At 69.9% G+C, this 25,950-nt stretch carries 24 protein-coding genes; 22 read left to right on the top strand and 2 right to left on the bottom strand.

Features of this window, described 5'->3' with window-relative positions; translation table 11 throughout:
- Positions 1-236 precede the first annotated feature (236 nt).
- The 17 genes from QM597_RS09580 to QM597_RS09500 all read left to right on the top strand — a co-directional run bounded on the left by QM597_RS09580 (position 237) and on the right by QM597_RS09500 (position 19,154).
- Positions 237-455 carry a hypothetical protein gene (locus QM597_RS09580; RefSeq protein WP_415004658.1) on the top strand — a complete coding sequence of 73 codons (219 nt, stop codon included), beginning with the start codon at positions 237-239 and terminating at the stop codon, positions 453-455.
- 194 nt (positions 456-649) lie between these two features.
- A complete protein-coding gene (locus tag QM597_RS09575; RefSeq protein WP_415004657.1) occupies positions 650-1,573 on the top strand; it encodes a PASTA domain-containing protein in 924 nt (307 codons plus the stop codon).
- Positions 1,570-6,711 carry a VWA domain-containing protein gene (locus QM597_RS09570; protein ID WP_415004656.1) on the top strand — a complete coding sequence of 1,714 codons (5,142 nt, stop codon included), beginning with the start codon at positions 1,570-1,572 and terminating at the stop codon, positions 6,709-6,711. Before QM597_RS09575 ends, QM597_RS09570 begins: the two co-directional genes overlap by 4 nt.
- A gap of 35 nt (positions 6,712-6,746) precedes the next feature.
- A complete protein-coding gene (locus tag QM597_RS09565; protein WP_415004655.1) occupies positions 6,747-7,535 on the top strand; it encodes a hypothetical protein in 789 nt (262 codons plus the stop codon).
- 26 nt (positions 7,536-7,561) lie between these two features.
- The gene (gene hisD / locus QM597_RS09560; protein WP_415004654.1) at positions 7,562-8,887 is read left to right on the top strand and encodes a histidinol dehydrogenase; all 1,326 of its coding nucleotides are present in this window, start codon (positions 7,562-7,564) and stop codon (positions 8,885-8,887) included.
- A complete protein-coding gene (locus tag QM597_RS09555; protein WP_415004653.1) occupies positions 8,884-9,966 on the top strand; it encodes a histidinol-phosphate transaminase in 1,083 nt (360 codons plus the stop codon). Before hisD ends, QM597_RS09555 begins: the two co-directional genes overlap by 4 nt.
- Positions 9,966-10,565: an imidazoleglycerol-phosphate dehydratase HisB gene (gene hisB / locus QM597_RS09550; protein ID WP_415004652.1), complete on the top strand. Its 600-nt coding sequence runs from the start codon at positions 9,966-9,968 to the stop codon at positions 10,563-10,565. The genes QM597_RS09555 and hisB overlap by 1 nt, the downstream gene beginning before the upstream one ends.
- The gene (hisH, locus tag QM597_RS09545; protein ID WP_415004651.1) at positions 10,565-11,200 is read left to right on the top strand and encodes an imidazole glycerol phosphate synthase subunit HisH; all 636 of its coding nucleotides are present in this window, start codon (positions 10,565-10,567) and stop codon (positions 11,198-11,200) included. The genes hisB and hisH overlap by 1 nt, the downstream gene beginning before the upstream one ends.
- Positions 11,201-11,371: 171 nt before the next feature.
- Positions 11,372-12,115 carry a bifunctional 1-(5-phosphoribosyl)-5-((5-phosphoribosylamino)methylideneamino)imidazole-4-carboxamide isomerase/phosphoribosylanthranilate isomerase PriA gene (gene priA / locus QM597_RS09540; RefSeq protein WP_415004650.1) on the top strand — a complete coding sequence of 248 codons (744 nt, stop codon included), beginning with the start codon at positions 11,372-11,374 and terminating at the stop codon, positions 12,113-12,115.
- Positions 12,112-12,984 carry a DMT family transporter gene (locus QM597_RS09535; protein ID WP_415004649.1) on the top strand — a complete coding sequence of 291 codons (873 nt, stop codon included), beginning with the start codon at positions 12,112-12,114 and terminating at the stop codon, positions 12,982-12,984. Before priA ends, QM597_RS09535 begins: the two co-directional genes overlap by 4 nt.
- Positions 12,981-13,742 carry an imidazole glycerol phosphate synthase subunit HisF gene (gene hisF, locus QM597_RS09530; protein ID WP_415004648.1) on the top strand — a complete coding sequence of 254 codons (762 nt, stop codon included), beginning with the start codon at positions 12,981-12,983 and terminating at the stop codon, positions 13,740-13,742. The genes QM597_RS09535 and hisF overlap by 4 nt, the downstream gene beginning before the upstream one ends.
- The gene (locus QM597_RS09525) at positions 13,739-15,550 is read left to right on the top strand and encodes an ABC transporter ATP-binding protein (RefSeq protein WP_415004647.1); all 1,812 of its coding nucleotides are present in this window, start codon (positions 13,739-13,741) and stop codon (positions 15,548-15,550) included. The genes hisF and QM597_RS09525 overlap by 4 nt, the downstream gene beginning before the upstream one ends.
- 138 nt (positions 15,551-15,688) lie before the next feature.
- Positions 15,689-17,476, top strand: a complete 1,788-nt coding sequence (locus tag QM597_RS09520) for an ABC transporter ATP-binding protein (protein WP_415004646.1) — start codon at positions 15,689-15,691, stop codon at positions 17,474-17,476.
- A gap of 45 nt (positions 17,477-17,521) precedes the next feature.
- On the top strand, positions 17,522-17,863 hold the full coding sequence (gene hisI, locus QM597_RS09515; RefSeq protein ID WP_415004645.1) for a phosphoribosyl-AMP cyclohydrolase: 342 nt from the start codon (positions 17,522-17,524) through the stop codon (positions 17,861-17,863).
- Positions 17,863-18,456, top strand: a complete 594-nt coding sequence (locus QM597_RS09510; protein ID WP_415004644.1) for a Trp biosynthesis-associated membrane protein — start codon at positions 17,863-17,865, stop codon at positions 18,454-18,456. Before hisI ends, QM597_RS09510 begins: the two co-directional genes overlap by 1 nt.
- Before the next feature lie 48 nt (positions 18,457-18,504).
- Positions 18,505-18,696, top strand: coding sequence for an HGxxPAAW family protein (locus QM597_RS09505; RefSeq protein WP_415004643.1), 192 nt, complete (start codon positions 18,505-18,507; stop codon positions 18,694-18,696).
- A 17-nt stretch (positions 18,697-18,713) separates the two neighbouring features.
- Positions 18,714-19,154 carry a DUF2752 domain-containing protein gene (locus tag QM597_RS09500; RefSeq protein ID WP_415004642.1) on the top strand — a complete coding sequence of 147 codons (441 nt, stop codon included), beginning with the start codon at positions 18,714-18,716 and terminating at the stop codon, positions 19,152-19,154.
- A 16-nt stretch (positions 19,155-19,170) separates the two neighbouring features.
- On the opposite strand, the gene QM597_RS09495 is transcribed toward QM597_RS09500, so the two are convergent.
- Both QM597_RS09495 and QM597_RS09490 read right to left on the bottom strand, forming a co-directional pair.
- A complete protein-coding gene (locus tag QM597_RS09495) occupies positions 19,171-19,617 on the bottom strand; it encodes a DUF4190 domain-containing protein (protein WP_415004641.1) in 447 nt (148 codons plus the stop codon).
- A 45-nt stretch (positions 19,618-19,662) separates the two neighbouring features.
- Entirely contained in the window at positions 19,663-20,031 is a 369-nt protein-coding gene (locus QM597_RS09490) for a DUF4190 domain-containing protein (RefSeq protein WP_415004640.1), read from the bottom strand.
- A 153-nt stretch (positions 20,032-20,184) separates the two neighbouring features.
- Between QM597_RS09490 and trpC the strand changes: the two genes are divergently transcribed.
- The 5 genes from trpC to QM597_RS09465 all read left to right on the top strand — a co-directional run bounded on the left by trpC (position 20,185) and on the right by QM597_RS09465 (position 25,946).
- Complete coding sequence (trpC, locus tag QM597_RS09485; RefSeq protein ID WP_415004639.1) at positions 20,185-20,991, top strand: indole-3-glycerol phosphate synthase TrpC; 807 nt, start codon at positions 20,185-20,187, stop codon at positions 20,989-20,991.
- A 4-nt stretch (positions 20,992-20,995) separates the two neighbouring features.
- Entirely contained in the window at positions 20,996-22,207 is a 1,212-nt protein-coding gene (trpB, locus tag QM597_RS09480; protein WP_415004638.1) for a tryptophan synthase subunit beta, read from the top strand.
- A complete protein-coding gene (gene trpA / locus QM597_RS09475) occupies positions 22,204-22,998 on the top strand; it encodes a tryptophan synthase subunit alpha (protein WP_415004637.1) in 795 nt (264 codons plus the stop codon). Before trpB ends, trpA begins: the two co-directional genes overlap by 4 nt.
- The gene (gene lgt / locus QM597_RS09470; RefSeq protein WP_415004636.1) at positions 22,999-23,931 is read left to right on the top strand and encodes a prolipoprotein diacylglyceryl transferase; all 933 of its coding nucleotides are present in this window, start codon (positions 22,999-23,001) and stop codon (positions 23,929-23,931) included. It begins immediately after the preceding gene.
- A 68-nt stretch (positions 23,932-23,999) separates the two neighbouring features.
- Entirely contained in the window at positions 24,000-25,946 is a 1,947-nt protein-coding gene (locus tag QM597_RS09465) for an ATP-dependent DNA helicase (protein ID WP_415004635.1), read from the top strand.
- Positions 25,947-25,950 lie beyond the last annotated feature (4 nt).

Below are 25,950 nucleotides of genomic sequence, written 5' to 3'. Positions count from 1 at the left end.
GAATTCGTCGGCGTTCCATCGCTAAGCGATAGGCGGAACCCCGTCCTTGTCGCCCGCAAGCAGCGGGAGGTACCCCGGTATGAGCGCAGCACACCGGGTCCTGAGGTGCTGCGACGAAGGGGCAGCCTCGAAGGGCGAAATGACCCGCCACCGCAGGCTTCCGTCCTTCGAGGCAAGCCGCCGGGTCGATCAGGAACGTCTTCACAGCCACCGCTCAGTGATGGTACAAATCGCCTGTGACCCCCGATCCCCACGCCGTCTCGATCCCGCCCGCACCCGCCCCGGAGGTGCCCGCGCCGGTGCCGGTCCTCCCGGCTCCCGCCGGGCAAGCCTCGGGCGTGCGCAGGCTCAAGCCGCTGCTGCTCGGCGTCCTGCTCGGTCTGGTGGCCGGTGCTGCGGGTTCGTTGGTCCTTGCTCTGTGGATACTTCCCGGACTTTTCGGGAGCATCCTGTGAGTCTTCCCCCGCCTCCCGTACCGCGGCCCGCTGCACCCGAGAAGCGCGAACTTCCTGCCCCTCCCGCTGCTGATTCCGAGCCGCGCAAGCAACGGAGTTCGCTCCTGGCACGGCTCACGCGCTGGCGTCGCAGCGTCCTTCGCCCGTCGCGCCGGGCGCGGCTCGTAGCCGTCCTCCTGTGCTCGACCCTCGTCGTGTGTAGCGCCTTCGTCGCGGGCTGGGCGATCGCGAATCGCGCGGGCAACGCCACCCAGCAGCATCAGGTCGCCGACTCGGTCCTCATTGCGGTGCCGGACTTCGGGGGTGCCTCTGCGGGCCTCATGCCCGACGTGAGAGGCCTGGGCAGGGAAGAGGCTACGCAGGCGTTGGTCGACGCGGGCATCCCGGCCTCGGTGATCTCCACCGAGGAGCGCCCGGCAGCCGGGCCGAGCGGGATCGTCGTCCAGCAGTCCCCGGTCTTCGGTCACGCGAACCCGACCTCGGTACTCCTGATCGTCTCGATCCCGGCGGTTGTCCCGGATCTGACCGGACTGACACTGCGCGAGGCCATCGATGCGTTGAACGGCATGGGCGCGCGCGTTCTGCAGGAGAAGGTCTACGACCCGGCCGCGACGGTCGGAAATGTCGTTGCGTCGTCACCCGCTGCCGGATCGCCACTGCCGGAGACGATCACGCTGTCGGTGGCAGACAAGGCTGGTGAGCGCCTGCTGGGGGAGCGCTCGGCGATCGACGGCTACGTCTCCCACGAGAGCGACGGTGTCTTCGGCGGCAAGCAGTATGCCTCGATCATGTCGATGTCGGCGAGTTCGAGCGCCGAGTCGGCAGCGTGGGCGCTCAACACCGGTGCTGCGCGCCTGACGACGCAGGTCGCCTTGGAGGATCCCGAGCCGGGCGACCAGGCGGTCGTGCGCGTCTTCGGCGACGGTGTTCCCTTGGGGTCGGTCACGGTCGGCTCGGCGACGCCGGTGTCATTGGACGTACCGCTGTCGGGGGTCGGGACGCTGACGATCGAGGTCCAGCGAATCGGGACCGACGACAGTTCATGGTCCTCGGTCGAGGTCGTCCTGCTCGATGCCAAGCTGCTGGGCAGTTATGACCAACTGCAGAGGCTTCCATGAGCGCTGAGCGCCGCATCGTCGTCCTGACGGCGGCCGTGACGGCGTTGGTCGTGATGATCGCCTCGTGCGTGGTCTGGGTCCTGTGGACACAGGCCGCCGCGCAGGAGGGCACTGTCGGCAAGTTGGAGAAAGCCTCCACCGTCGGCCGTTGGACTCCGGTGCAGGCCGATCCGCTCCTCGCCGGGCGTGCCGTGGCTGCGGGCGAGACCGTGGTGGTGGGCGGCTTCGACGAGGTTGACCGGATCGCCGCCGGGACGCGCTCGTGGCTGGTGCAGGTCACCGCCACGAGTTCCGGTCCGGCGAATGTGTGGCTCGCCGGCGACACGGCCTCGGCGGAGGCCATGCCGACGCTGACGCTGCCCGGAGGGACCGGCTCGGTCTCCTCATTGGTCGATGTGGGCGACGACGGCGAGGTGACGGTGCTGGCCGACGCCGGCGTGTTGGTTACCCTGACCGTCGTCGCCGCTTTCACCGGCACCGGTGACGAGATGCCCGGTCCCGGCGGAACGCGGGCGGTATCGCCCGTGGCAGCCTTCAGTGCGTCGACGTCAGCCGGGCAGGCCGTGCCGTCGACCGCTGAACCGGCGTGGATCAGTCCGGCCGGGCTGGGCGAGGTGCCGTCCGTTGGCGGTGTCGCCGGGGCCTGGCTGCACATCCGCGCCAACGGCGCTGCGGGTTCGGTCATGGTGGGTCCGTCCGACGGACTCGTCCCGGTGGCCTCGCTCGACCAGGGTTTCGCCTCGGTTCTCGTACCCGCACCGACCGACGCCGACGGCCGCATCTGGGTGGCCGCAGACGGTCAGGTCGAAGGCTTGAGTGTCGAGATTGTCGGCTGGACGGCCGGAGCGGATCGCGCGGCCGATGCCACGGTGGTCGAGGGAGGACTCGCCCTGGGCGTGCCGTCGGCGGTGACCACCGACGATCCCACGCCGGCCGATGTGGTCGACCTGTACGTCGTGAGTAGTTCGGCCGAGACCCGGCTCACCGGCACCGGATCCCTCGACGGTAGAGACATCACCCCGGTGCCGGTGGCCGGTACCGGCCACACGGTGATCGCCTCCGACGAGCCGCTGTCGGATGCCGCCGTCTCCGCGCCTGCGGTGTGGCTTGGACAGTTCGCGGCCCCGCAGGACGATGACGGCACGGTCGAGATCACCATCGACTCGCCGGAGCAGGACGCCGACATCGACCTGGCCGAGGCCGGGGGTGTCGTGACCTTCAGCGGGCGAGTCACCGGCACGACGAGTCTGCGCTCGGTCGTCTTGACCCTCGGGAACCGTTACATCGGCTCGGCGGCCGTGGTGCCGACCGCAAACGGATGGTCGTGGTCGCTGCGGACCAGCGCGACGCCGGGGGCGCACACCGTCACCGCGCGCGTCGTCGACTATGCCGGCCATGACGATGCCGATGCGGTCGCCATCGACCTCGCCGCCCCGCAGAGCGAGGCGACCACGGTGATCGCCGACAACACGGTCGTCGGCGGGCAGGACTTCTCCGCCCAGGTCGCCGCCGCCACCGACAACACCATCACCTTGACCGGGCAGGCCGATCTCGTGGTCGGCGATATCGTCGTCATCGAACCCAGCGACCAATTGCCGGACGGCCGCATGGCCCACGTCACAGCCCTGCGGCAGGTAGACGGACGAGCCATGGAGATCACGACCCGTCCGGCGACCTTGGACGAGATATTCCTCCAGGTCGACTACCAACAGCTGGCCATTCCGCTGACCGAACAGACCAGCGGCACGTCGACGTCCTACCGCGTCGACGGCGATCAGTCGCCCGTCGTGCCGCCGCCGCCCGGCGGGGGAGCCTCCGCCGCAGTCGATGTGCCCCGTGGACTGGACTTCGACGACAGTTTCGAGATCGCACGGTTGCGCTTCGACGGCAAATTCACCGGGACGGCCGCCTACGCGAAGAAGAAGGTCGACGCCAAGACCACCTCCGAGTTGTCGTTCTTCGTCAACGACGAGTCGGTCTTCGACGGGCAGTGGGAAAGCCAGTGGCACAAGGACGTCTCCGGCCCCGAGCGCTCCGAGGCCGCCGCCAACCTCACCGCAGCATTGGAGGCGACCTTCGTCGTGACGGTCAACGTCACCATGCGCACCTCGGTACACCTGGCGTGGTTCGAGGCTCCGAAGGTCACGATCAACCATCTGGAGATCACCCAGACACAGACCTTCGACGAGAGTTTCACCTTCAACACCACCGGCAACTTCGACCACGGTATCGACGAGGACCTGGCCGCCGCTGAACCCGCGGCTCGCGCGAAATCACTCAAAGAACAGGCCGACGAGGCCGCCCAGGCGAGCAAGGACGACCGCACCGTCAAACTGGGGACGGCTCGCTTCTCGATCCACGTCGTGCCGGTGTTCATCAACTTCTACGCGACCGTCAACGCCGGCTTCGGTGCCCACATCTCCGGCGAGGCCTCCGTCACGCAGTTGTTCGGTTTCACCCACGAGACCGGCTTTGCCTACGAGACCGGCGCGTTCCGGGAGATCGACGATTTCCGTATCACCAAGGAGTCGCAGGAGGCGTCCTTCCGGGTGGACGCGGTCGCTTCGGCGGTGCTGTTCGACAACTTCCGGGCCATGATCTACGACGTCAGCGGCCCGACGGCCGACCTCGGCCTGATGGTGGAGTTGACCGCCAGCGCTGAGGGCGAGGCCCACAACAACGCCGAGACGGCAACCAATCCGCAGACCGATGCGGGTGCCAGTTACCAGGCCGAGGCCGCCCTCGACCTCTACGGATTCGGGTCTGTCGGCGTCGCCATCGACTTCCTCGGGCTGGATGAGAACTGGAAGTCCGATGAGGCCGAGTTGTTCCGGCACCGGATCTGGGAATGGCACAGCGACGGCTGCGTCGCGGATTCGTGCCCGGACACCGAAACCGACACCGCAGGGCCTACCGATACCGGTGCTCCTCCGGATACCAGCGCCGTCAGCCAGGGCGACCGCCCGCTGGTCATCATCATGGACGCTTCCGGTTCTATGGCCGGCGGGCGCATCGAGGAGGCCAAGTCGGCGATGCATCAGCTCCTCGATGCCCAAAGCATCGGTTCGGAGATCGGGCTGTTCACCTACCCCGGTCCCGCGTCGTCGTGCGATGCCGGAAACTTCGTGGTCAACGTCGAGCCGGTCACCGGATTCAGCCATCTGCTCGACGCCGTGGACCAGATCACGACATCGGGAGGCACACCCACCGGTGAGGCCTTGCAGGAGGTCGTCGACACGCTGGAGGCGCAAGGACGGACCGGAGCGACGATTCTGTTGGTCTCCGACGGCGAATCGAACTGTCAGGTACCTCCCTGCGAGGCGGCCCAGCAAGCGGTGGCCAAGGGCTTCGAGATCGCGGTTCAGGCCATCGCCTTCAACAGTTCCGAGGCAGGACGCGACGAGTTGGCCTGCGTCTCGGGCGCGACCGGGGGAACCCTCTACGAGTTGGAATCCGCCGATGAGGACGAACTCTGGAACCTGGTCGAGGATTTGTCACTGGCCACCCTTGAGGTGGATGTCGCGGTGCCGAAAACCGTCGCCACCGGCTCTCGCGCCGAGGTGACGGTGAAGGTCACCAATCCGTCTGCGCGTGACGTCGAAGCGGCGCGCCTCTCGGTACTGGCCGACTCTTCGGTGGGAGCGCCGTCGGTTTCGCCGTCGGCGCAGATCGTTCTGGGTAATCTGCCTCCGGGAGCCTCGGTGACCCGGACGGTATCGGTCACCCTGGGTGCCGGGGCCACCGGACCGGTCGACTTGCGGGTCACCGGGTGGGCCGACAACGTGGAGAGCGTCGAGGTCGAGGACGGCTTCGAGGTGGTCGAGCGCGACGACCTCGACCTGACCCCCGGAAAGATCCTGGACGGCGGCGAACGAGCTGTCGTCCTGGGCGACGGGTTCTCCGGCTCGACGGGTGCGGAGTGTCCAGACGACCTGGCGACGACGAACGCTGCCGCAGCGACACCGAAGATCGAGGGAGAGTCGTTGGCATGTCCGGGCGCGACGACACGTGACATTGTCGATACCGCCCTCGCAGATACGCAGGTCGGCCAGGTGTCTTCCAGCGACCAGGAGACGGTCGTGCATGTGAGCGCGGGTGCCGAGGATGTGGGGCTGAGCGAGTTGATCGCGCATTGCGCCGAGGCCGACTGTGATCCGGCCGACTCGCAGTTCGTCACGGCCGTTCGCGCCGCGCAGGAGATCGACTTCGCCCGGTTCTATGCACTGGTGGCCCAGGAGTCGGCCGACCGGTTGGGGCGGGGTGCTCCGGTTGTCGTCAGCGCCTACCCGTACGTTTTCGACGAGTGGAACGGGCGCGATTGTTCCGACGAGTTCGACGGCGGGGAGGTGCGCATGATGAACTCTCTGATCGGGACGTTGAACGCGCAGATGTCGGCCGGAGCCGAGGCTGCCGCAGCTGACGGGTATGAGGTGTACTTCGCGAGCTCGGCGGCCCAGGCCCTGCGTCAGGCGGACGCCACACTCTGCTCTGACGAACCCGGTCTCACGATCGACAAGCACGTGGAACTCAACGACATCGGCACCGCCGCCATGGGCGGGTCACTGGCGCAGTGGAGTCAGGGGCGCGAGCGCTCGACGAGTGCGACGTCTCCCGCACCGCTCGACACCACCTCGGGACGGCACCTGTTGTCGTGGATGTTCCCCGGTGACGTCGATCTCGTCTTCGACGCGCGGCCCGTCGCCAGTTATGCCGAGTTCGACGTGGGTTCGACGAAGGACCGGGCGGCGGTCGTCAAGATCGGCCAGGACCTGCATGTCTCGGGGGCCGGATACGAGCCGAACACGTGGGTCACGCTGACGCTGTATCAGGAGGACACGACGCTGCTGGGCCGATTCCGTGTCGGTGCCGACGGTGTCCTGGAGGCGCGAACTCCGGTGCCCGCCGGCACTGCGGTCGGGGAGGCCGAGTTGTCGCTGGTCGGGGTCAGCGCGGACGGTGCCGCCGAGCGTCTGACGATGCCGGTACAGGTCGCGGCACCGGTCGGATTCCTGCCCTCCCTCCTCGTGCTGCTGGCTCTCCTGGCGGGTCTGGCGTTGATCGGACTTGCTGTTCGGCGACGATTCTCGTGGCGGATCCGTGAACTCGGTGACCGGCAGGGGGAGACCCCTCCCGCATGAGCGACCTCGGCGACGTAGATCGCAACGATGGTGTCGTGTCTGCGTGGTCGGTACGGCGGCTCGCCTTCGAGCCGAAGGACTGGCAGATCCGGTTCCGCCACCGTTTGCGTGAGGCGCTCGCCGGTTTGCAGGCGACTCCGGGTTCAGTGCTGCAGGCCACGTATGCGGCCCCGGACGACGCCTTCGTGGACGTGGAGAACGTCCTCGTTTATAACGTCGGCACCGGATGCTTCCGCCACGTGACCGGCGACGGCATTACGCTGCGGCGCACGCGGTCGGCCGACCATCGTCATGGGCTTCGGTATGAGATGGTTCCGGCGACGGCTCTTCGGGCGGGCGGGCCGAGCGCGGTGCGGTTCGCTGCGGAGGTCGCCGATGTCCGCGACCTCGCTGCCGTCTGGCGGGCGGTGCGGCAGGCGACCCCGGTGCCGCCGGACACGCGGATCGAGGGACGCTTCCGCCTGGCGTTGACGCTCACCGACCGCAGCGCGCAGCCCGCGACTGCCCTGTCGACGGTGATGAAACCGCTGCTCGACGGGGTGCTCAGCGCCTTCAGCGTTCACACGGGCGAAGACACCCCTGCGGTCGCCGAGCGGCTGGCACTGCGGCTCGGGGTCCGGCCCGGACAGATCGCGGCCGAACTGGCCCGTCCGGGCTGGGGCGTGCTCGGCGGGCGGGAGGTCGTCCGTCCGTACCGGCACCACGTGCAGTGGAATCCCGCCGACGACCGGTGCGACGAGGCCGACCTGCGCGTGGTCCGCCGGACCACGCCCGGTGCGCCGCGCTGGCGTATCGCCGGCCTGATCGACGCGCTCGGCTCCTGAAGGCGGCGGCTCACTAGAATCGCGGGGTGCTCCTCCGTCGAACCGATCTTCGCCAGGTAACCCCGAGTCCGGACGCCCTCGCATGGCAGTCGCCGTACCGCGACGCGGTGCCGCGCGCCGAGGTCGATGTCGCACGGGCGCTCGAGGCCGTGCAGCCGATCTGCGAGGACGTCCGCCTGCGGGGTGCTGACGCCGTGCTGGAGGTAGGCGAGCGCTTCGACGGGGTCCGTCCGTCGAGCCTGCGCGTACCCGCCGAGGTCATCGCCGCCGCCCGCGCCGGCCTGGCCCCGGCCATCGCCGACGCCTTGGAGGTCGCCATCGCGCGCCTGCGCCGCACCTGCGAGGCCGAGTTGGAGCAGAGCGTCGCCACAACCCTGGCCGACGGCGCCACCGTCGAGCGGCGCATCGTGCCGATGGAGCGGGTCGGGCTGTACGTGCCCGGCGGTCTCGCGCCGCTGGTGAGCACCGTGGTGATGAACACCGTGCCCGCACAGGTCGCCGGGGTGCCGGGCATCGCGCTGGCCAGTCCGCCGCAGGCCGACAACGCCGGCTGGCCGCACCCGACGATCCTCGCCGCCTGCGCGATGCTCGGCGTCGACGAGGTGTACGCCGCCGGCGGCGCACAGGCCCTGGCGATGCTCGCCTACGGAGCAGGCGAGTGTGCCCCGGTCAACCTCATCACCGGCCCCGGCAACATCTACGTGGCCGCGGCCAAGCGATACCTCCAAGGCGCCGTTGCCATCGACGCCGAGGCCGGGCCGACCGAGATCGCGATCATCGCCGACGAGAGTGCCGATGCCGAACTGGTGGCCGCCGACCTCATCAGCCAGGCCGAACACGATCCGATGGCCGCTTCGGTGCTCATCACCGACAGCGAGGCGCTCGCCGACCGGGTGGACGCCGCCCTCGGCCCGCAGGTGGACGCCGCCCGCCACGCCGAGCGCATCCGCACTGCCTTGGCCGGATCGCAGTCCGGCACGGTGCTCGTCCGCGACATCGACCAGGCCGTCGATGTCGCCAATGTGTACGCCGCCGAGCACCTGGAGATCCAAACCGCCGACGCCCCGGCCGTTGCCGCGCGCATCGTCAACGCGGGAGCGGTTTTCGTCGGCTCCTTCAGCCCGGTGTCCCTCGGCGACTACGCCGCCGGGTCGAACCACGTCCTGCCCACTGCGGGCTGCGCCTGCCACTCCTCGGGACTGTCGGTGCGGGCGTTCTGCAAGAACATGCAGGTCATTACCTACTCCGAACAAGCCCTGCGCGAGATCGGCCCGCAGGTGGTGACCCTCGCCGAGGCCGAGGACCTGCCCTCACACGGCGCTGCGGTGTCGATCAGGCTGGCCCGCCGGTGAGCGTGCCCGGCTGGCTTCCCCTGCGCGAGGAACTGCGCGACGAGGAGCCGTACGGTGCCCCGCAGATCGACGTGCCGGTACGGCTCAACACCAACGAGAACCCGTACGGGCCGAGCGCGGCGGTCGCCGACGACATCGCCGCCTCCGTCCGCGCCGCAGCCCTGGACCTGAACCGCTACCCCGACCGCGAGGCGCTGGCACTGCGCGAGGTGCTCGCGGGCTACCTGTCGCGTGAGGCAGCCGGAATCGACGCCTCGCGGGTGTGGGCCGCGAACGGCTCCAACGAAGTCATGCAGCAGATCTTGCAGGCCTTCGGCGGTCCCGGACGGACGGCGCTGTCGTTCGCCCCGACATATTCGATGTACCCCGAGTACGCCCGCAACACGCACACCCGGTGGGTCGCCGGGCAGCGGCGCGAGGACTTCGGCCTCGACACGGCCACCGCCGTCGCGCTGATCGAGGCCGAACGGCCCGACGTCGTCTTCCTCACCTCGCCGAACAATCCCACCGGCACGGCCCTCGACCCGGCGCACGCGCGCGCCGTGCTGGAGGCCGCGCCTGGGATCGTCGTCGTGGACGAGGCCTACGCGGAGTTCCGCCGCAGCGGCACCCCGAGCGCGCTGGAGCTGCTGGCGGAGTTCCCCCGCCTCATCGTCACGCGCACGATGAGCAAGGCCTTTGCCCTGGCCGGTGCCCGCCTCGGCTACCTGGCCGCCGCCCCGGCGGTGGTCGACGCGCTGCGCATCGTCCGCCTGCCGTACCACCTCTCCTCGGTCACGCAGGCCACCGCCGAGGCCGCGCTGCGGCACACCGGCGAGCTGCTGGCGCAGGTCGACGCGCTGCGCGCCGAGCGCGACCGGACCGCTGAGCGCCTGCGATCCCTGGGCCTCGACGTGGCCGACTCCGACGCCAACTTCATCCTCTTCGGCACCTTCGAGGACCGCCACGGCCTCTGGCAGGCGCTCGTGGACCGCGGCGTCCTGATCCGCGAGACCGGACCCCTAGGATGGCTGCGGGTCTCCATCGGCACGCCCGAGGAGATGGACACGTTCTTCGCCGCACTCCAGGAGGTCATGTGATGACCCGCACGGCCCGCATTGAGCGGAAGACCTCCGAGTCGCACGTCGTGGTCGAGGTGGACCTCGACGGCACCGGAGAGCACGACATCTCCACCGGCGTCGGCTTCTACGACCACATGCTCACCGCGCTGGCGCGGCACTCGCTGATCGACCTCACGGTCAAGACCGAGGGCGACCTGCACATCGACGCCCACCACAGCGTCGAGGACACCGCGATCTGCATCGGCGAAGCACTGCGCGAGGCCCTCGGCACCAAGGCCGGCATCCGCCGCTACGGCACCGCCACCGTGCCGCTGGACGAGGCCATCGCCACCTGCACCGTCGACGTCTCCGGACGCCCCTACTTCGTGCACACCGGAGAGCCGGAGCGGCAGATTACGGTCGTCATCGGCGGGCAGTACTCCGGCTCGCTCACCTCGCACGTGTTCGAGTCGATCGCCCACCATGCAGGACTGACGATGCACATGACCCTGACTGCGGGCCGCGACCCGCACCACATCGCCGAGTGCCAGTTCAAGGCGCTGGCGCGGGCGCTGCGCGAGGCCGTCGAGATCGACCCGCGTGAGACGGGCATCCCGTCGACCAAGGGAGCCTTGTAGTGGCTCAGACGACGGTGGCGGTGCTCGACTACGGCTCGGGCAACGTGCGTTCGGCGGTCCGCGCGGTGCAGCGGGCCGGTGCCGAGGCCGTCCTGACCGGCGATCCGGTCGCTGCGTACGAGGCCGACGGGCTGCTGGTGCCAGGCGTCGGCGCGTTCGAGGCCTGTATGAGCGGCCTGACGGCGGCCGGCGGGCAGCGGCTGATCGAGCGGAGGCTCATCGCGGGCCGCCCGGTGCTCGGCATCTGCGTCGGGATGCAGATCCTCTTCGCGGAGGGCATCGAACACGGGGTACGGACCGAAGGCTGTGCTGAGTGGCCGGGCACGGTCGAGCGGCTGCAGGCGCCCGTCGTCCCGCACATGGGCTGGAACACCGTTGAACCGCCTGTCGGATCGCTCATGTTCGCCGGCCTCGAGAGCGAGCGGTTCTACTTCGTCCACTCCTACGGCGTGCGGCGCTGGGAACTCGACGGCGACACCCCGCTGAAGAAGCCGCAGGTCACCTGGACCGGCTACGCGCAGGACCGCTTCGTCTCGGCAGTCGAGCACGGCCCGCTGTGGGCCACCCAGTTCCACCCCGAGAAGTCGGCCGACGCAGGCCGCCGCCTCCTCGAGAACTGGCTCGCCACTTTCTGACCGGTAGGACGGCCATTGAGGTGCGAGGCCGCAAGCGGTCGAGCCTCGAAATGACCGGGTGCTTCCTCGGCGGAGTCCCTTCGAGGCCCGCTCGTTCCTCGCTCGCACCTCAGGGACCCGGTGCCCCAGACCTCCCCGAGTTCGGCACCCGCCCACCGATAGCATCGCGCCGTGAGTGCCTACCTCGAACTGCTGCCCGCCGTCGATATCAAGGGCGGCCAGGCCGTCCAGCTGGTCCAGGGGGTCGACGGCTCCGAGAAGCGCTTCGGCGACCCGGTGGAGGCGGCGCTGCGCTGGCAGGAAGCCGGTGCCGAGTGGCTGCACCTGGTCGATCTCGACGCCGCCTTCGGGCACGGCCGGAACCGCGAACTCCAGGCCGAGATCGTCGGCCGCCTCGACATCGACGTCGAGATGTCCGGCGGCATCCGCGACGACGAGTCGCTGGAGGCGGCCATGTCCACCGGCTGTCGCCGGGTCAACATCGGAACAGCAGCCCTGGAAAAGCCCGAATGGTGCGCCCAGGCGATCGCCACCTGGGGCGACCGGGTGGCCATTGGCCTGGACGTGCGCGGCACGACGCTCGCGGCCCGGGGCTGGACCCGCGAAGGCGGCGACCTCTACGAAACCCTCGCCCGCCTCGACGCCGAGGGCTGTGCCCGCTACGTCGTCACCGACGTCAATAAGGACGGCATGCTCCAGGGGCCGAATCTCGACCTGCTGCGCGATGTCTGCTCGCGCACCGACCGCCCGGTCGTCGCCTCCGGCGGTGTCACGACGCTGGACGACATCCGTGCGCTCATGGGTCTGGTCGAGATCGGGGTCGAAGGGGCCATCGCCGGTACCGCCCTGTACACCGGCCAGTTCACGTTGGAGGAGGCTCTGGCACTGACCCAAGGCCAGACGACCTCGGCATGACACGCCGCGGTTGGCTGCTGTTCGCGGCCATGAGCGTGATCTGGGGCATCCCGTACCTGATGATCAAGGTCGCCGTCGAGGGTGGCATCTCGGTGCCGATGGTGGTCTTCGCGCGAACCGCCCTCGGCGCTCTGATGCTGCTGCCGCTGGCGTTGCGGCACGGTCGGCCGACCTGGCTGCGCGACCACTGGAAGCCCCTGGCAGCCTTCGCCGTCTTAGAGATCCTGGGGCCGTGGGCGCTGCTCGCGCACGCCGAGCAGGAGTTGTCCAGTTCGATGACCGGCTTGTTGATCGCGGCGGTACCGATCATCGGCGTGATCGTCTCCCGCCTGCTCGGCGACAACGAGCGGCTCGGCGCGGTCCGTTGGCTGGGCCTCGGCGTGGGGCTTCTCGGCGTCACTGTGCTCGCGCTCCCTGGCCTCGGCGGCGATTCACCGCAGGCGATCATCGAGGTGCTGGTGGTGGCTGTCTGCTACGCCGTCGCCCCGCTCATCATGGTCCGCCAGTTGAACGACATCCCGGCACTGCCCATGACGGCCGTCTGCCTCGGTCTCGCGGCAGCCGTCTACGCGATTCCGGCGGCGCTCACCTGGCCGACGGAGAGTCCCAGTGCGGAGGTCACCGCCTCGCTGGTGGGCCTCGGTTTGCTCTGCACCGCGCTCGCCTTCCTGCTTTTTTTCGCGCTGATCCGCGAGGTCGGCACCTCCCGAGCGGTGGTCTTCACCTACGTCAACCCCGCCGTTGCCGTGGTCGCGGGCATCGTGCTGCTCGGCGAGACATTGACCGTCTCGATGGCTGCGGCGTTCGGGTTGATCCTGTGCGGCTGCCTCCTGGCAACATCTGGGCGACGATTAGGCTCAACGGCGTGAGTCTGGCCGTGCGTGTCATCCCGTGTCTGGACGTCGACGGCGGGCGAGTCGTCAAGGGCGTCAACTTCGTCGATCTCGTTGATGCCGGCGACCCGGTGGAGATGGCCCGTGTGTACGACGCCGAGGGGGCCGACGAGCTGACCTTCCTCGACATCACCGCCTCCAGCGGCGACCGGGCCACCACCTACGACATGGTCGGGCGCACCGCCGAGCAGGTCTTCATCCCGCTGACCGTCGGGGGAGGCGTGCGGACGGTCGAGGATGTCGACCGGCTTCTGCGGGCCGGGGCCGATAAGGTGGGCATCAACACCGCCGCCATCGCCCGCCCCGAGGTGATCACCGAGATCGCGCAGCGTTTCGGCAATCAGGTGCTGGTGTTGAGCGTCGACGCGCGGCGCGCGCCGGACCAGCCCAGCGGCTTCGAGGTCACCACGCACGGCGGCCGGCGTAGCGCCGGGATCGACGCCGTCGACTGGGTTCGTCAGGCCAGCGAACTGGGTGCCGGGGAGATCCTGCTGAACTCGATGGACGCCGACGGCACGCAGGCCGGATTCGACCTGGAAATGATTCGGGCGGTCCGCGGCGTTACTCAGGTGCCACTGATCGCCAGTGGCGGTGCCGGCAAGCTCGAACACTTCCCCCCTGCGGTGGAGGCCGGTGCCGACGCCGTGCTCGCCGCGAGTGTGTTCCACTTCGGCAGCCTGACCATCGGAGCGGTGAAAGACACCTTGCGCGCTGCCGGCCACACCGTCCGTTGACGGGCCTGGACTCCCTCGCTCAGAACGACACCTCGCGCCTGACCCGGCGCGGGGTCGGCGTCATGCGCCGGGGTATCGCCCGCGAGCGCGGCATGTTCACGCTGGCCGTCGTCTTCTCGGTGCTCTTCGGTGCGACGACGGTCGCTGACGCCTGGGTGCTCGGCTGGGCGACCGATCATGTCATCACGCCCTCCTTCGCCGAAGGGGAGTTCCTGGTCGGGGCGTCGGCGGCCGGAGCGCTGCTGTTCGTGTCGGCGGCGCTGCTGCGCACCCTCGGCGTGGTCGGGCGGCGTCTCGTCGGCGGCATCGTCTTCTACCGGCTGGTGCGCGGCGACCGGCGCGCCGTGACCCGCCGCTACCTGGATCTGCCGATGAGCTGGCACCAATCCCATCCGACCGGGCAGCTGCTGTCGAACGCCAACTCCGATGTGGAGGCGACTTGGGGCGTGTTCCAGCCGTTACCGATGGCCATCGGCGTCGTGGCGATGCTCGTGGTCGCGGTGGTCTCGATGCTGCTCGCCGACCCGGTGCTGACGGTGGTGGGCCTGGTGGTTTTCCCGGCGCTGTTCGCCGTCAACGTCGTCTACCAGCGCTGGGAGGGTCCGGTGATGGCGCGGGTCCAAAGCCTGCGGGGTGACGTGTCGGCCGTGGCCCACGAGTCCTTCGACGGTGCACTCGTGGTCAAGTCGCTCGGGCGGGAGGCCGACGAGACCCGCCGTTTCGCCGCGGCCGCCGAGGAGTTGCGGGACGCGGGCATTCGCGCTGGCCGCATCAGCGCCGTCTTCGATCCGCTGCTGGAGGCGCTGCCGAGCATCGGGGTGCTGGTGGTGCTGCTTGTCGGCATCGGCAGGGTCGAGTCCGGTGCCATCGCTCCGGGGGATCTCGTGCAGGTGGCCTACCTGTTCACCGTGGTCGCCATGCCGGTGCGGGCTTTCGGCTGGGTCTTGGCCGAACTGCCGCGTGCCGTGGTCGGCTGGGAGCGGGTGCGCGCGGTACTCGACGAGCAGGCGCGCATGGCCTATGGCGAGAACTCCGTGGACGGCTGCGGACCCCTGCGGCTGGAGATGACCGGGGTCGAGTTCTCCTATGCGCCCGGCGAGCCGGTGCTACGCGGCGTCGACCTGGTTGCGGCACCGGGCGAGGTGACCGCCGTGGTCGGTGCGACCGGCAGCGGCAAGAGCACCCTCGTCGCGCTGGTCACCCGGTTGCTCGATCCCGATGCCGGACGGGTGCTGCTCGACGGCCGCGAGGTCGGCACGCTGACGCACGAGGCCCTGGCGGCTGCGGTGACGGTGGCCCCGCAGTCGACCTTCCTGTTCGACGACACGGTGCGGCACAACATCACCCTCGGGGACGAGTCCTACGACGACGAGGCCGTGTGGGACGTGCTGCGCATCGTGCAGGCCGACGGCTTCGTGGCGGCGCTGCCGGACGGCCTCGACACCCGGCTCGGTGAGCGCGGGACGTCCCTGTCCGGCGGCCAGCGGCAGCGGATCGCACTCGCGCGCGCCGTGATCCGCAGGCCTCGCCTCCTGGTGCTCGATGACGCCACCAGCGCTCTCGACCCCGATGTCGAGCGGCGCATCCTCACCGCGCTGGGACGCTGGTCGCGCGCCGACGGCGGGCTGACCGTGCTGGTGATCGCCTACCGCAAGGCGACCATCGCCCTGGCCGACCGGGTGGTCCACCTGTCGGCCGGTCGCGTGGCCGACAGTGGCAGCCACGCCGAGTTGCGCGAGCGCTCGGCCGATTACCGCGCCCTGGTAGATGCCTATGACGAGGCCCGGACCGAGGTCGACCATGAGTGAACGGTGTCCGGTCCCTGAGGTGCGGAGGGCGCCTCGCGCCCGGAGCCTCGAAGGGACCAGGCGCATGGTCGCGTACCCCTCCCTGCGAGGCTCGTCGTTCCTCCTCGCACCTCAGGGAGCGAATCCGGGAGGTCGACCATGAGTGAACGGCGCGAGGGCAGTATGCGGGTCATCGTCCGGGGGCTGTCGCTGAGTCCGGCGATCACCGAGGGCTGGCCTCTGACGGTGGTCCTGATCCTTCTCGGCACGGCCGGCTCCTCGCTCGTGCCTCTCGTGGTGCAGCGGGCCGTGGACTCCGGCCTCGGCGGCGAAACCGGCGTGGACGCCGGGGCCATCGTCGGTGCCGTGGCGGTGGCCGCCGCCCTCCTGGCGCTCAGCGGAATCGCCTCCTACCACGCCAAATACCGGCTGTTCCGCACCAGCGAGACGGGCCTGGCGCAGCTGCGCGTGCGGGCCTTCCGGCACGTACACGACCTGTCGATGCTGATGCAGAACACTCAGCGGCGCGGCTCGCTCGTCTCCCGTGTGACCTCCGACATCGACCAGATCTCCCAGTTCCTGCAGTTCACCGGCATGATCCTGGTGCTGAGCGTCGGACAGATGATCGTGGCCACGGTCGTCATGGCGTTCCTGTCGTGGCAGTTGACGCTCGTGGTCCTCGGGACGTTCGTACCGCTGGTGCTCGCGCTGCGGGGCTTCGCCGAACGCATGTCGCGCGCCTACGACCGGGTGCGCGCGGCGGTCGGCGACCTGCTCTCGGCCATTGCCGAGCCGGTCGTCGGTGCGTCGGTGGTGCGCAGTTACGCCAGCGAGCGGCGCACCACCGAGCGCATCGACCACGCCATCGAGGCCGCCTACGCCTCCAATGTGCGCGCGCAGACCATCGTCGCGCTGACCTTCGCGTCGGCGATCTTCGTCGGCGGCATCGCCAATGCCGCAGTGCTGCTCCTCGGCGTCGGTCTCGGCCTGGCCGGGCACCTGTCGCTCGGCACGGTGATCGCCTTCATTTTCCTCGTGACGCTGTTCGTGGGGCCGGCCCAGATGGCCACCCAGGTCATCACCGTCGCCCAGAATGCGGTGGCCTCCTGGCGGCGCGTCATCGAGTTACTGGAGACACCCGCCGACGTGGACGACCCCGGCCCGTCGGGCCAGCCGTTGCCCACAGGTGACCTCGGTGCCCGCTTCTCTCGGGTGGAGTTCGCTTACGGCGACGGGCCGCTGGTGCTGCACGACCTCGACCTGGAGATCGTCCCCCGGCAGCGGGTCGCCGTCGTCGGAGAGACCGGATCGGGCAAGTCCACCTTCGCCAAGCTGCTGACCCGGCTGATGGATCCCCGTAGCGGCGTCGTGGCGCTCGGCGGCGCAGAGCAGTGGGTCAGCCTGGACCGGGTGCCCTTCGAGGACCTGCGCCGGCGGGTCGTGATGGTGCCCCAGGAGGGGTTCTTGTTCGATGCGAGCCTGCGCGAGAACCTGCGGTATGGGCACCCCGGCGCGACCGACGACGAACTACTGGCCGCCGCCGGGAACCTCGAGCTGCTCGACTGGTTCGAGACGCTGCCGCGCGGCCTCGACACTGCGGCCGGCCAGCGCGGGGAGTCGCTGTCGGCGGGGGAGCGGCAACTGGTCTCGCTCATCCGTGCGGCGCTGGCCGACCCCGACCTGCTGGTGCTTGACGAGGCCACCAGCGCCGTGGATCCGCAGACCGAGTTGCGTGCCACCCGCGCGCTGGACCGGCTTCTCGACGGCCGGACGAGCGTCACCATCGCCCACCGGCTGTCGACGGCTGAGAACGCCGACCGGATCCTTGTCTTCGACTGCGGCCGACTCGTGGAGGACGGCGACCACGCGAGCCTTGTCGGTGCCGGCGGCGTCTACGAACGGCTGCACGCGAGCTGGGTCGCGCAGGCCTCCCTGGGCCTGCGCTGATCGGTGCTCGACGGTACCGCCGGGCGGCACTGACACAATGGCGGCGTGACCTCCTCCCTCGATCCGGACATCGCCGGCCGACTCAAACGCGACGCCAACGGCCTGGTCGCCGCAGTGGTGCAGGACGCCGATACGCGGGCCGTCCTCATGGTGGGATGGATGGACGACGAGGCCCTGCACCGCACGCTGACGACGCGCGCCGCGACCTTCTGGAGTCGCAGTCGCGCGGAGTACTGGGTCAAGGGCCAGACCTCGGGCCACATGCTCGTGGTGCGCGAAGTGCGCCTCGACTGCGACGGCGACACGCTGCTGGTGACCGCAACACCGGCCGGGCCGACCTGCCACACCGGCGCGACCACCTGCTTCGACGCGGACCGGCTGCTCTGATGCCCGAGTCCGCCGAACGGCTGCGCCGCTGGTACGGCCCGGTCGTCCTCGCGCTGATCGTCACCGGGGGAGCGGCGTTCATCCTGGCGCGCCGCACCTGGGTCACGACCCGTCTCGGTGACGGTCAGGGCGCGGGCGCGACCATCGAGACGACGGGTGCCGAGATCTCGGCGCTCGTGCCCGGCCTGGCTGTCGTGGTGCTGGCCGGGGGCCTGGCCGTGGTCGCCTCGTCGGGCTGGCTGCGACGGATCATCGGGGGGATCGTCACGCTGGCGGCGCTCGGCGGGGCTGCGGCTAGCCGTACCGATCCGGCGGGGGTGGTCGACGCGGCCGTCTCCGAGAGCGTCGCGTTCACCCGTGACGTCCAGGTGACCTCGGTGACCCACCACGGCTCCCTGCTCGCACTGGCGCTGTTCGTGGTCGCTGCGGTGCTGGGTGCGGTGGTCGTACGCTGCGCCGCAATGTGGCCGGCGATGAGCAGCCGGTACGCGGCACCCTCGGCTGCGGCGGTCACCGAGACGGACCTGTGGAAGGCCCTCGACGCCGGCCTGGACCCGACCACCGATCCCGGCGAGCCGGGCAGCGAGCGGTAGGCTGGCCCCGTCCGTACGTACGCCTGCTACCGCCCAGGAGTCCTCCCCATGTCGCATGGATCCTCGCCCGCTGCCTGGACCGCCGTTCTCCTCGCCCTCGTGGGCATCGCCATCGGCGGCATCGGCCTGATCCCCGAGCCGAACTGGATCGTGTTCACCGTGGGCTGCGTGCTGGCCGTGCTGGCCGCACCGGTCGGCAAGATCATGGCCGTCGCGGGCCTGGGCGTGAAGGACCACTGATCCTGCCCGTCGGCGAGGTGACGCCGCCCCCGCCGAGTCAGGCGGGCGCGGCACCGCCCTCGCGTGCGCACCTCGTACGCGGGCCGCTACTGATCGGTGCCGCCGGTGCCTCGGCGATGCTGGCACTGCACCTGCGCGACCCGCACACCAGCGGTTCCTGGGGTGTCTGCCCGTTCCTGCTGCTCACCGGCCAGCCATGTCCCGGCTGCGGCGGCCTGCGCGCGATGAACGACCTTACCCACGGCGACATCTCCGGCGCGCTCGGCAGCAATGCGATGGCCGTCGCCTTCGTGGTGTTCATGGGCGTGGCCTGGGTCGTCTGGATCGCGCGCCGCTGGCGCGGCGAGAACGTCCCCTGGGTCCGGCTGCCGAAGGCATGGCTGATCGTCATCGGGGCTGCGGTCATCGTTTTCGCGGTCTTCCGGTGGACGCCGTGGGGCGCGGCCCTGCGCCCCTGAACCGCGTCGCTGCCGGTCAGTAGTCCCAGGTGGGATCGCCGAAGCCGTCCGTGGCGAACACGGCGATGAGCAGGCCGCTGAGCAGCAGGTTGATGACGATGGCCACGATGCCGCACACGATTCCCGCCGTGGCCTGGCCGCTGCCGCTCTGCGCCCCGCGCGCGGCGTCGATCTCCTTCTTGGCCAGCACCCCGAGGATGATCGCGGGGATGCCGCAGGCGAGACCGGCGATGAACAGGCAGTACAGGAACACCGAGCAGACCAGCGCGATAATGCCGAGGACCATCGACCACAGCGCCTTCTGATTCGCCTGCGGCATCGGGTAGCCGTAGCCGTACATGGGCACCATCGGTGGCCCCGGATAGCCGTAGGGCTGGCCAGGCGGCGGCGTGGGTTGTTGCTCAGGATTGCTCCACGACGGCTGATCGCCGGTGTACGGGTTCTGCGGTCCATCGCTCGACATAGGCAGAGCCTAGGGCGTACGCCGACCCACTGGCGTACGAACCGATCAGTACGTCGAGAATTCGAGTGTCAGCGCACCCGTGGCGTAGAGGATCCCCATAAGGATGTTGAACAGCACCGCGAGGATGCCCAGGACCAGGCCTGCGATCGCCATGCCCTTTCCGGTTTGCGTGCCCTGGGAGGCTTCGATGTCCTTCTTCGCCAGCAGACCGAGAATGATCGCCGGGATGCCCGTGATGAACCCGCAGCAGAAGAAGGCGACGAGGCCCAAGACGAGTGCCCAGATGGCCTTGGGGTTATTGCGCGGCGGCATGCCATACCCGCCGGGGGCGGCCGACGGGTAGGTGCCGGGCGGAGGTGTGGTCGAGCCGTAGCTCGGCAGGCCGGAGGCGATGTTCGGATCCTGATGCGACATATGCCGATACTAGTGGACTCGGTGACGGCTGTGGGCCGAGCGCCCGTGGGTGAAGGTCCACGCCCGGCCCCCGGAGGCTTTTTGCCGTGCTCGCGGGGCTACCCTTGGGAGGTCGGCCTGGCTGGGGTCGCGCAGAGGCCCAGAGGAGGTGCCATGTCGGTTCTTGAGGAGATTCTCTCCGGAGTGGCGGCGGACCTCGATCAGAGAATGGCCGCGACGAGTCTGGACGAGGTCAAGGAGCGCGCCGCCCGCCAGCCCGAAGCGCTCGACCCGATGCCGGCCTTCCGTGCTGAGGGCGTGTCGGTGATCGCCGAGGTCAAACGATCCAGTCCGAGCAAGGGTCCGCTGGCGAGTATCAAGGACCCGGCAGCCCTGGCGGCCGACTATGCCGCCGGCGGTGCGGCGGCGATCAGCGTGCTCACCGAGCAGCGGCGCTTCGGCGGCACCCTCGATGACCTGCGTGCAGTGCGTTCCCGCGTCGACGTGCCGGTGCTGCGTAAGGACTTCATCACCACCTCCTACCAGTTGTGGGAGGCGCGCGCTGCCGGTGCCGACCTTGCGCTGCTCATCGTGGCCGCTTTGGAGCAGAACGCGCTGGTGAGCCTCATCGAGCGTGCCGGGTCCATCGGCCTGACTCCGCTGGTCGAGGTTCACGACGAGACCGAGATGTTGCGGGCCGTCGACGCCGGTGCCGAGTTGATCGGTGTCAACGCCCGTAACCTCAAGACCCTCGAGGTCGACCGGGACACCTTCGCCCGGCTGGCCCCCCTGTTCCCCCCCCACGTGGTCGCAGTCGCCGAGTCCGGCGTGCGCGGCCCGCACGATGTCATCGAATACGGCCGGCACGGTGCGAACGTGGTCCTGGTCGGCGAGACGCTCGTGCGCGACGACGACCCGCGCGCCACTGTGGCCGACCTCGTGGCGGCCGGTGCCCATCCCGCCCTGCAGCATCGAGGCTGATTCCGTGGTTCTTCCCCTTCCCGACGGCCCTGGACACTTCGGCCGTTTCGGTGGCCGCTTCATGCCCGAGGCTCTTATCGCCCCACTCGACGAGATCACCCGCGAGTGGGAGGCCGCGCAGGTCGATCCGGAGTTCACCGCCGAGCTGGCCCGCATGCTGCGCGAGTACGCCAATGTGCCCAGCCCGCTGTACGAGGCCCGGCGGTTCAGCGCGGCCGTCGGCGCGCGCATCCTGCTCAAGCGCGAGGATCTCAACCACACCGGCGCGCACAAGATCCGCAATGTCATCGGTCAGGCGCTGCTGGCCAAGCGCATCGGCAAGCCTCGCTGCATCGCCGAGACCGGGGCGGGCCAGCACGGCGTCGCGTCGGCCACCGCGTGCGCCTACCTCGATCTCGAATGCACCGTCTACATGGGCGAGGTCGACACGCAGCGCCAGGCGCTCAACGTCGCCCGCATGAAGATGCTGGGGGCCGAGGTCGTGTCCGTGACCACCGGTAGCCGCACCCTCAAGGACGCCATCAACGAAGCGCTGCGCGACTGGGTGACCACCGTCGACACGACGCACTACCTGTTCGGTACCGCCGCCGGCCCGCACCCGTTTCCGTCGATGGTGCGTGAGCTGACGCGCGGTATCGGCGACGAGGCGCGCGCGCAGTGCCTGGAACTGACCGGCGCGCTGCCCGATGCGGTCGTGGCCTGCGTCGGCGGCGGATCGAACGCCATCGGCCTGTTCACGGCCTTCGTCCCCGACGAGCAGGTGCGCATCCTCGGCCTCGAGGCCGGCGGCGACGGTGTGGAGACCGGCCGGCATGCGGCCACGATCACGGCCGGACAGGTCGGCGTCCTGCACGGCGCGCGCTCCTTCCTCCTGCAAGACGACGACGGCCAGACCATCGAGTCCCATTCGATCAGTGCGGGCCTGGACTATCCGGGCGTCGGACCCGAGCACGCCTATCTCGCCGACACCGGCCGGGCGCAGTACCGTCCGGCGACCGATGCGCAGGCGATGGCCGCCTTCGACCTGCTGTGCAAGACCGAGGGCATCATCCCGGCGATCGAGTCCTCCCATGCCCTCGCCGGAGCCGTCGAGCTGGCCGCCGAACTCGGCCCGGACGCGACGATCCTCGTCAACCTGTCCGGCCGCGGCGACAAGGACGTACACACTGCGGCGGAGTACTTCGGCCTGCTCGACGAGGCGGGGGAGGCCCGATGAGCGCCGTCGGCGACCTCTTCGCCCGTACCCGGTCCGAGAACCGCGCGGCCCTCGTCGGCTACCTGCCCGCAGGCTTCCCGAGCGTGGACGCCTCGATCCGCGCCATCGCGACGATGGTCGAGAACGGTGTCGATCTGGTCGAGGTCGGCCTGCCGTACAGCGATCCGGTGATGGACGGCCCGACGATCCAGGCCGCCGCCGAGACCGCTCTGCAGGCTGGGACCCGCGTCGACGACGTTTTCGAGGTCGTCGGTGCCACCGCAGCGCTCGGCGTGCCGACGGTCGTGATGACGTACTGGAATCCGGTCGAACGTCGCGGCGTCGACCGCTTCGCCGGTGATCTGGCCGCTGTGGGCGGAGCCGGACTCATCACGCCCGATCTCATCCCCGACGAGGCCGCCGAGTGGGACCGCGCCTCCCGTGAGAACGGCCTGGACCGGATCTATCTCGTGGCGCCGTCCTCGACCGACGAACGGCTCGAACTGACCGCCGAGGCCGCCAGCGGGTTCATCTATGCCACGGCGGTTATGGGCGTGACGGGGCAGCGCGAGCAGACCTCTAGCCTGGCACCGGAGCTGGTGGCCCGGCTGCGGCGGGTCACTGACAAGCCGGTCGGCGTCGGCCTCGGCGTGAGCAACGGGCGGCAGGCGGCCGAGGTCGCGGCGTTCGCCGATGCGGTGATCGTCGGCTCGGCGCTCGTGCGCTGCCTGCTGGACGCCCCCGACGAGCAGGCCGGACTGGCCGCGCTCGCCACTTTGACTCGTGACCTGCGCACCGGAATGGAGCGATAAGTGAACACCCTGGTGACCTACCTGCCCAGCCCGGAGACCGGGGTCTGGCACTTCGGCCCCTTCCCGCTGCGCGCTTACGCGCTGGGCATCATCATCGGCGCGTTGCTGGCGATCTGGATCGGCGAGCGCCGCTTCCAGCGTCGGGGCGGCGAGGCCGGCGTCATCTCGGATGTCGCGATCTGGGCCATCCCGTTCGGCATCGTCGGAGCGCGGCTCTACCACGTGCTCACCGATCCGGAGTTGTACTTCGGCGAGGGCCGCCATGCGGTTGATGCACTGAAGATCTGGAATGGCGGTCTGGGCATCTGGGGTGCCATTGCCGGCGGCGCGGTCGGTGGTTACATCGCGGCGCGCCGGGCGGGGGTCTCCCCGGGGGCGGTTGCCGATGCGCTGGCTCCCGGCCTGCTCGTCGCGCAGGCGGTCGGCCGCCTCGGCAACTACTTCAACCAGGAGTTGTTCGGCAAGCCCACCGACCTGCCGTGGGCCTTGAAGATTGCCCGGGAGAACCGCCCCCTGGACTACCTGCAGTTCGCCACCTTCCATCCGACGTTCCTGTACGAGCTGCTGTGGAACCTCGCTGCGGCAGCCGTGCTCATCGCTCTCGACCGGCGATTCCGGTTCACCAGCGGCCGCGCTTTCACGCTGTACGTGATGCTCTACACCGCCGGGCGGTTCTGGATCGAGCAGCTGCGCATCGACGACGTCAACCATCTGGGTCCGTGGCGGCTCAACGTGTGGACCTCGCTCGTGGTCTTCGTCGTGGCTGCTGTGGTCTTCTGGCTGACACGCTCGCGCGGTGACGGCCAGCCGGTCGAGAGCACCGGAGACGGCGACGGCGATCCGGTCGATGAGGAGACCGACCATGCCGCAGGAGTCCCGGACGCCGAGGAGTCTGAGGAGACGGCCGATCCGGTCGACTCGACCAGTTCGTGAGCGCGCCCCCGTCGCTACCTGTGGATAACGACGCAACCGGCCCCGAATCCCGGGCTAGGGTGACGCGCATGCCCGCCGCCGAACCGAGTCGCGTCCGCGAGGTGCTCCATGCCGCCGTCACCGCCGTCGGGGGCACCGAGCGACCCGGCCAGGCGAAGATGGCCGAGTCCGTCGCCGCCGCTATGGAACAGGAGCGTCATCTCCTGGTGCAGGCCGGCACCGGCACCGGCAAGTCGCTCGGCTACCTCGTGCCGAGCCTGCTGCACGGCGAGCGCGTCGTCATCGCTACGGCGACACTGAGCCTGCAGCATCAGCTCGTCGAGCGTGACATCCCGGCACTGATCGAGGCGGCCGAACACGTCCTCGACGCGGTGCCGACCCATGCCGTACTCAAGGGCCGGTCGAATTACGCCTGCCTGCATCGGGTCCGCGTCGGCGTCCCCGACGACCAAGGGATCCTCATCGAACTGCCCGAGGAAGGCACGCTCGGATCGGAGGTCGTGGCGCTGCGCGAATGGGCCGAGGACCAGGCTTCGCACGACGGCTCGGGGGAGCGGGAGCGGGCACCGTCGCACACCGACCGAGCGTGGCGGCAGATCAGCGTCAGCGCCCGCGAATGCCTCGGGGCCTCGCGCTGCGGGTACGCCAAGGAGTGCTTCGCCGAGCGGGCCAAGGCCGATGCGCACCAGGCGCAACTGGTGGTGACGAATCACTCGCTGTTGGCCATCGACGCCCAGGGCGAGACCCCCACACTGCCCGAACACGACGTCGTGGTGATCGACGAGGCGCACGAACTGGCGACGCGCGTCACCCAGGCGGCCACCGTCGAACTGGAGCCGTCGGCCATCGAGAGGGCCGCCCGCCGCTCTCGCCCGCACATCCGAGGCGGCCGTGCCGTCGACGACCTGGCGGACGCCTCCGACGCGCTGGCCGATGTGCTGACCCGGACCGAGGCCGGACGCATCGACGCGCCGAGTCAAGAACTGCTCGACGTCGTGAGCCTGGTGCGGGACTCCGCCCGCGCCTGCCTGTCGGACTTTGCCCCCGAGACCAAGGAGGCCGGCGGCGAGCCGGACGCCGCCCGGCAGCAGGCTCGCGGCCTCGTCGACGAGGTGCATACCGTGGCCGAGAAGATGGCCGGTGCCGGGCCGCACGACGTCCTGTGGGCCGCCGAAGGCCGCTCCGGGCCGCGGCTCTACCTGGCGCCGCTGGACGTGGCCGGGCGGTTGGCGTCGACGGTGTTCGCCGACCGGACCGTGGTGCTGACCAGCGCCACCCTCACGGTGGGCGGTGCATTCACCTCCGTCGTCCGGTCGGTCGGCCTCGACCCCGCAGGGCAGGACTGGACCGGCATCGACGTCGGCTCGCCCTTCGATTACGCCCGCCAGTCCATGCTCTACGTCGCCCGGCACCTGCCCGCGCCCGGCCGCGACGGCCCTGCTCCGGCGACCGTTGACGAACTGGTCGCCCTGATCGACGCCGCCGGCGGCCGCACCCTCGGCCTGTTTTCCTCGCGCCGCGGTGCCGATGCCGCCGCCGAAGCGGTCCGGGAACGACTGCCCGACACGACGATCCTGTGTCAGGGCGATGCGCACCTGAGCGAACTCACCGAGCAGTTCACCCGCGAGGAGCGCACCTGCCTGTTCGGCACCCTCGGGCTGTGGCAGGGCCTTGACGTGCCCGGTCCGACCTGCCAGCTCGTCGTCATCGACCGTATCCCGTTCCCGCGCCCCGACGACCCGCTCATGGGGGCGCGGCAGCGCCGGGTGGCCGAGTCCGGCGGCAACGGCTTCATGGCGGTGGCCGCCAGCCACGCCGCCCTCCTGCTCGCGCAGGGCGCGGGCCGGCTGATCCGCCGGGTGAGCGACCGCGGTGTCGTGGCGGTGCTGGACTCGCGTCTGGTCACCGCGCGCTACGGCTCCTTCCTGACAGCATCACTCCCGCCGATGTGGCGCACGACCGACCGCGAGACGATCCTCGGGGCATTGCGACGCCTCGACGAGGCCGCCTCCTAGACTC

The sequence above is a fragment of the Aeromicrobium sp. genome (assembly GCF_047607065.1).
Lineage (GTDB): Bacteria > Actinomycetota > Actinomycetes > Propionibacteriales > Nocardioidaceae > Aeromicrobium.
The sequence above is the reverse complement of the archived record's forward strand: the minus strand, read 5'-3'. Positions and strand labels throughout refer to the sequence as shown.

Excerpts from the sequence above, each read along its gene's own strand:
- trpA (WP_415004637.1), top strand. The coding sequence starts at position 22,204 with ATGAGCGCCGTCGGCGACCTCTTCGCCCGTACCCGGTCCGAGAACCGC.
- trpC (WP_415004639.1), top strand. The coding sequence starts at position 20,185 with ATGTCGGTTCTTGAGGAGATTCTCTCCGGAGTGGCGGCGGACCTCGAT.
- QM597_RS09570 (WP_415004656.1), top strand. The coding sequence starts at position 1,570 with ATGAGCGCTGAGCGCCGCATCGTCGTCCTGACGGCGGCCGTGACGGCG.
- QM597_RS09465 (WP_415004635.1), top strand. The coding sequence starts at position 24,000 with ATGCCCGCCGCCGAACCGAGTCGCGTCCGCGAGGTGCTCCATGCCGCC.
- QM597_RS09520 (WP_415004646.1), top strand. The coding sequence starts at position 15,689 with ATGAGTGAACGGCGCGAGGGCAGTATGCGGGTCATCGTCCGGGGGCTG.
- hisB (WP_415004652.1), top strand. The coding sequence starts at position 9,966 with ATGACCCGCACGGCCCGCATTGAGCGGAAGACCTCCGAGTCGCACGTC.
- QM597_RS09510 (WP_415004644.1), top strand. The coding sequence starts at position 17,863 with ATGCCCGAGTCCGCCGAACGGCTGCGCCGCTGGTACGGCCCGGTCGTC.
- QM597_RS09505 (WP_415004643.1), top strand. The coding sequence starts at position 18,505 with ATGTCGCATGGATCCTCGCCCGCTGCCTGGACCGCCGTTCTCCTCGCC.
- QM597_RS09535 (WP_415004649.1), top strand. The coding sequence starts at position 12,112 with ATGACACGCCGCGGTTGGCTGCTGTTCGCGGCCATGAGCGTGATCTGG.
- QM597_RS09495 (WP_415004641.1), bottom strand. The coding sequence starts at position 19,617 with ATGTCGAGCGATGGACCGCAGAACCCGTACACCGGCGATCAGCCGTCG.
- QM597_RS09490 (WP_415004640.1), bottom strand. The coding sequence starts at position 20,031 with ATGTCGCATCAGGATCCGAACATCGCCTCCGGCCTGCCGAGCTACGGC.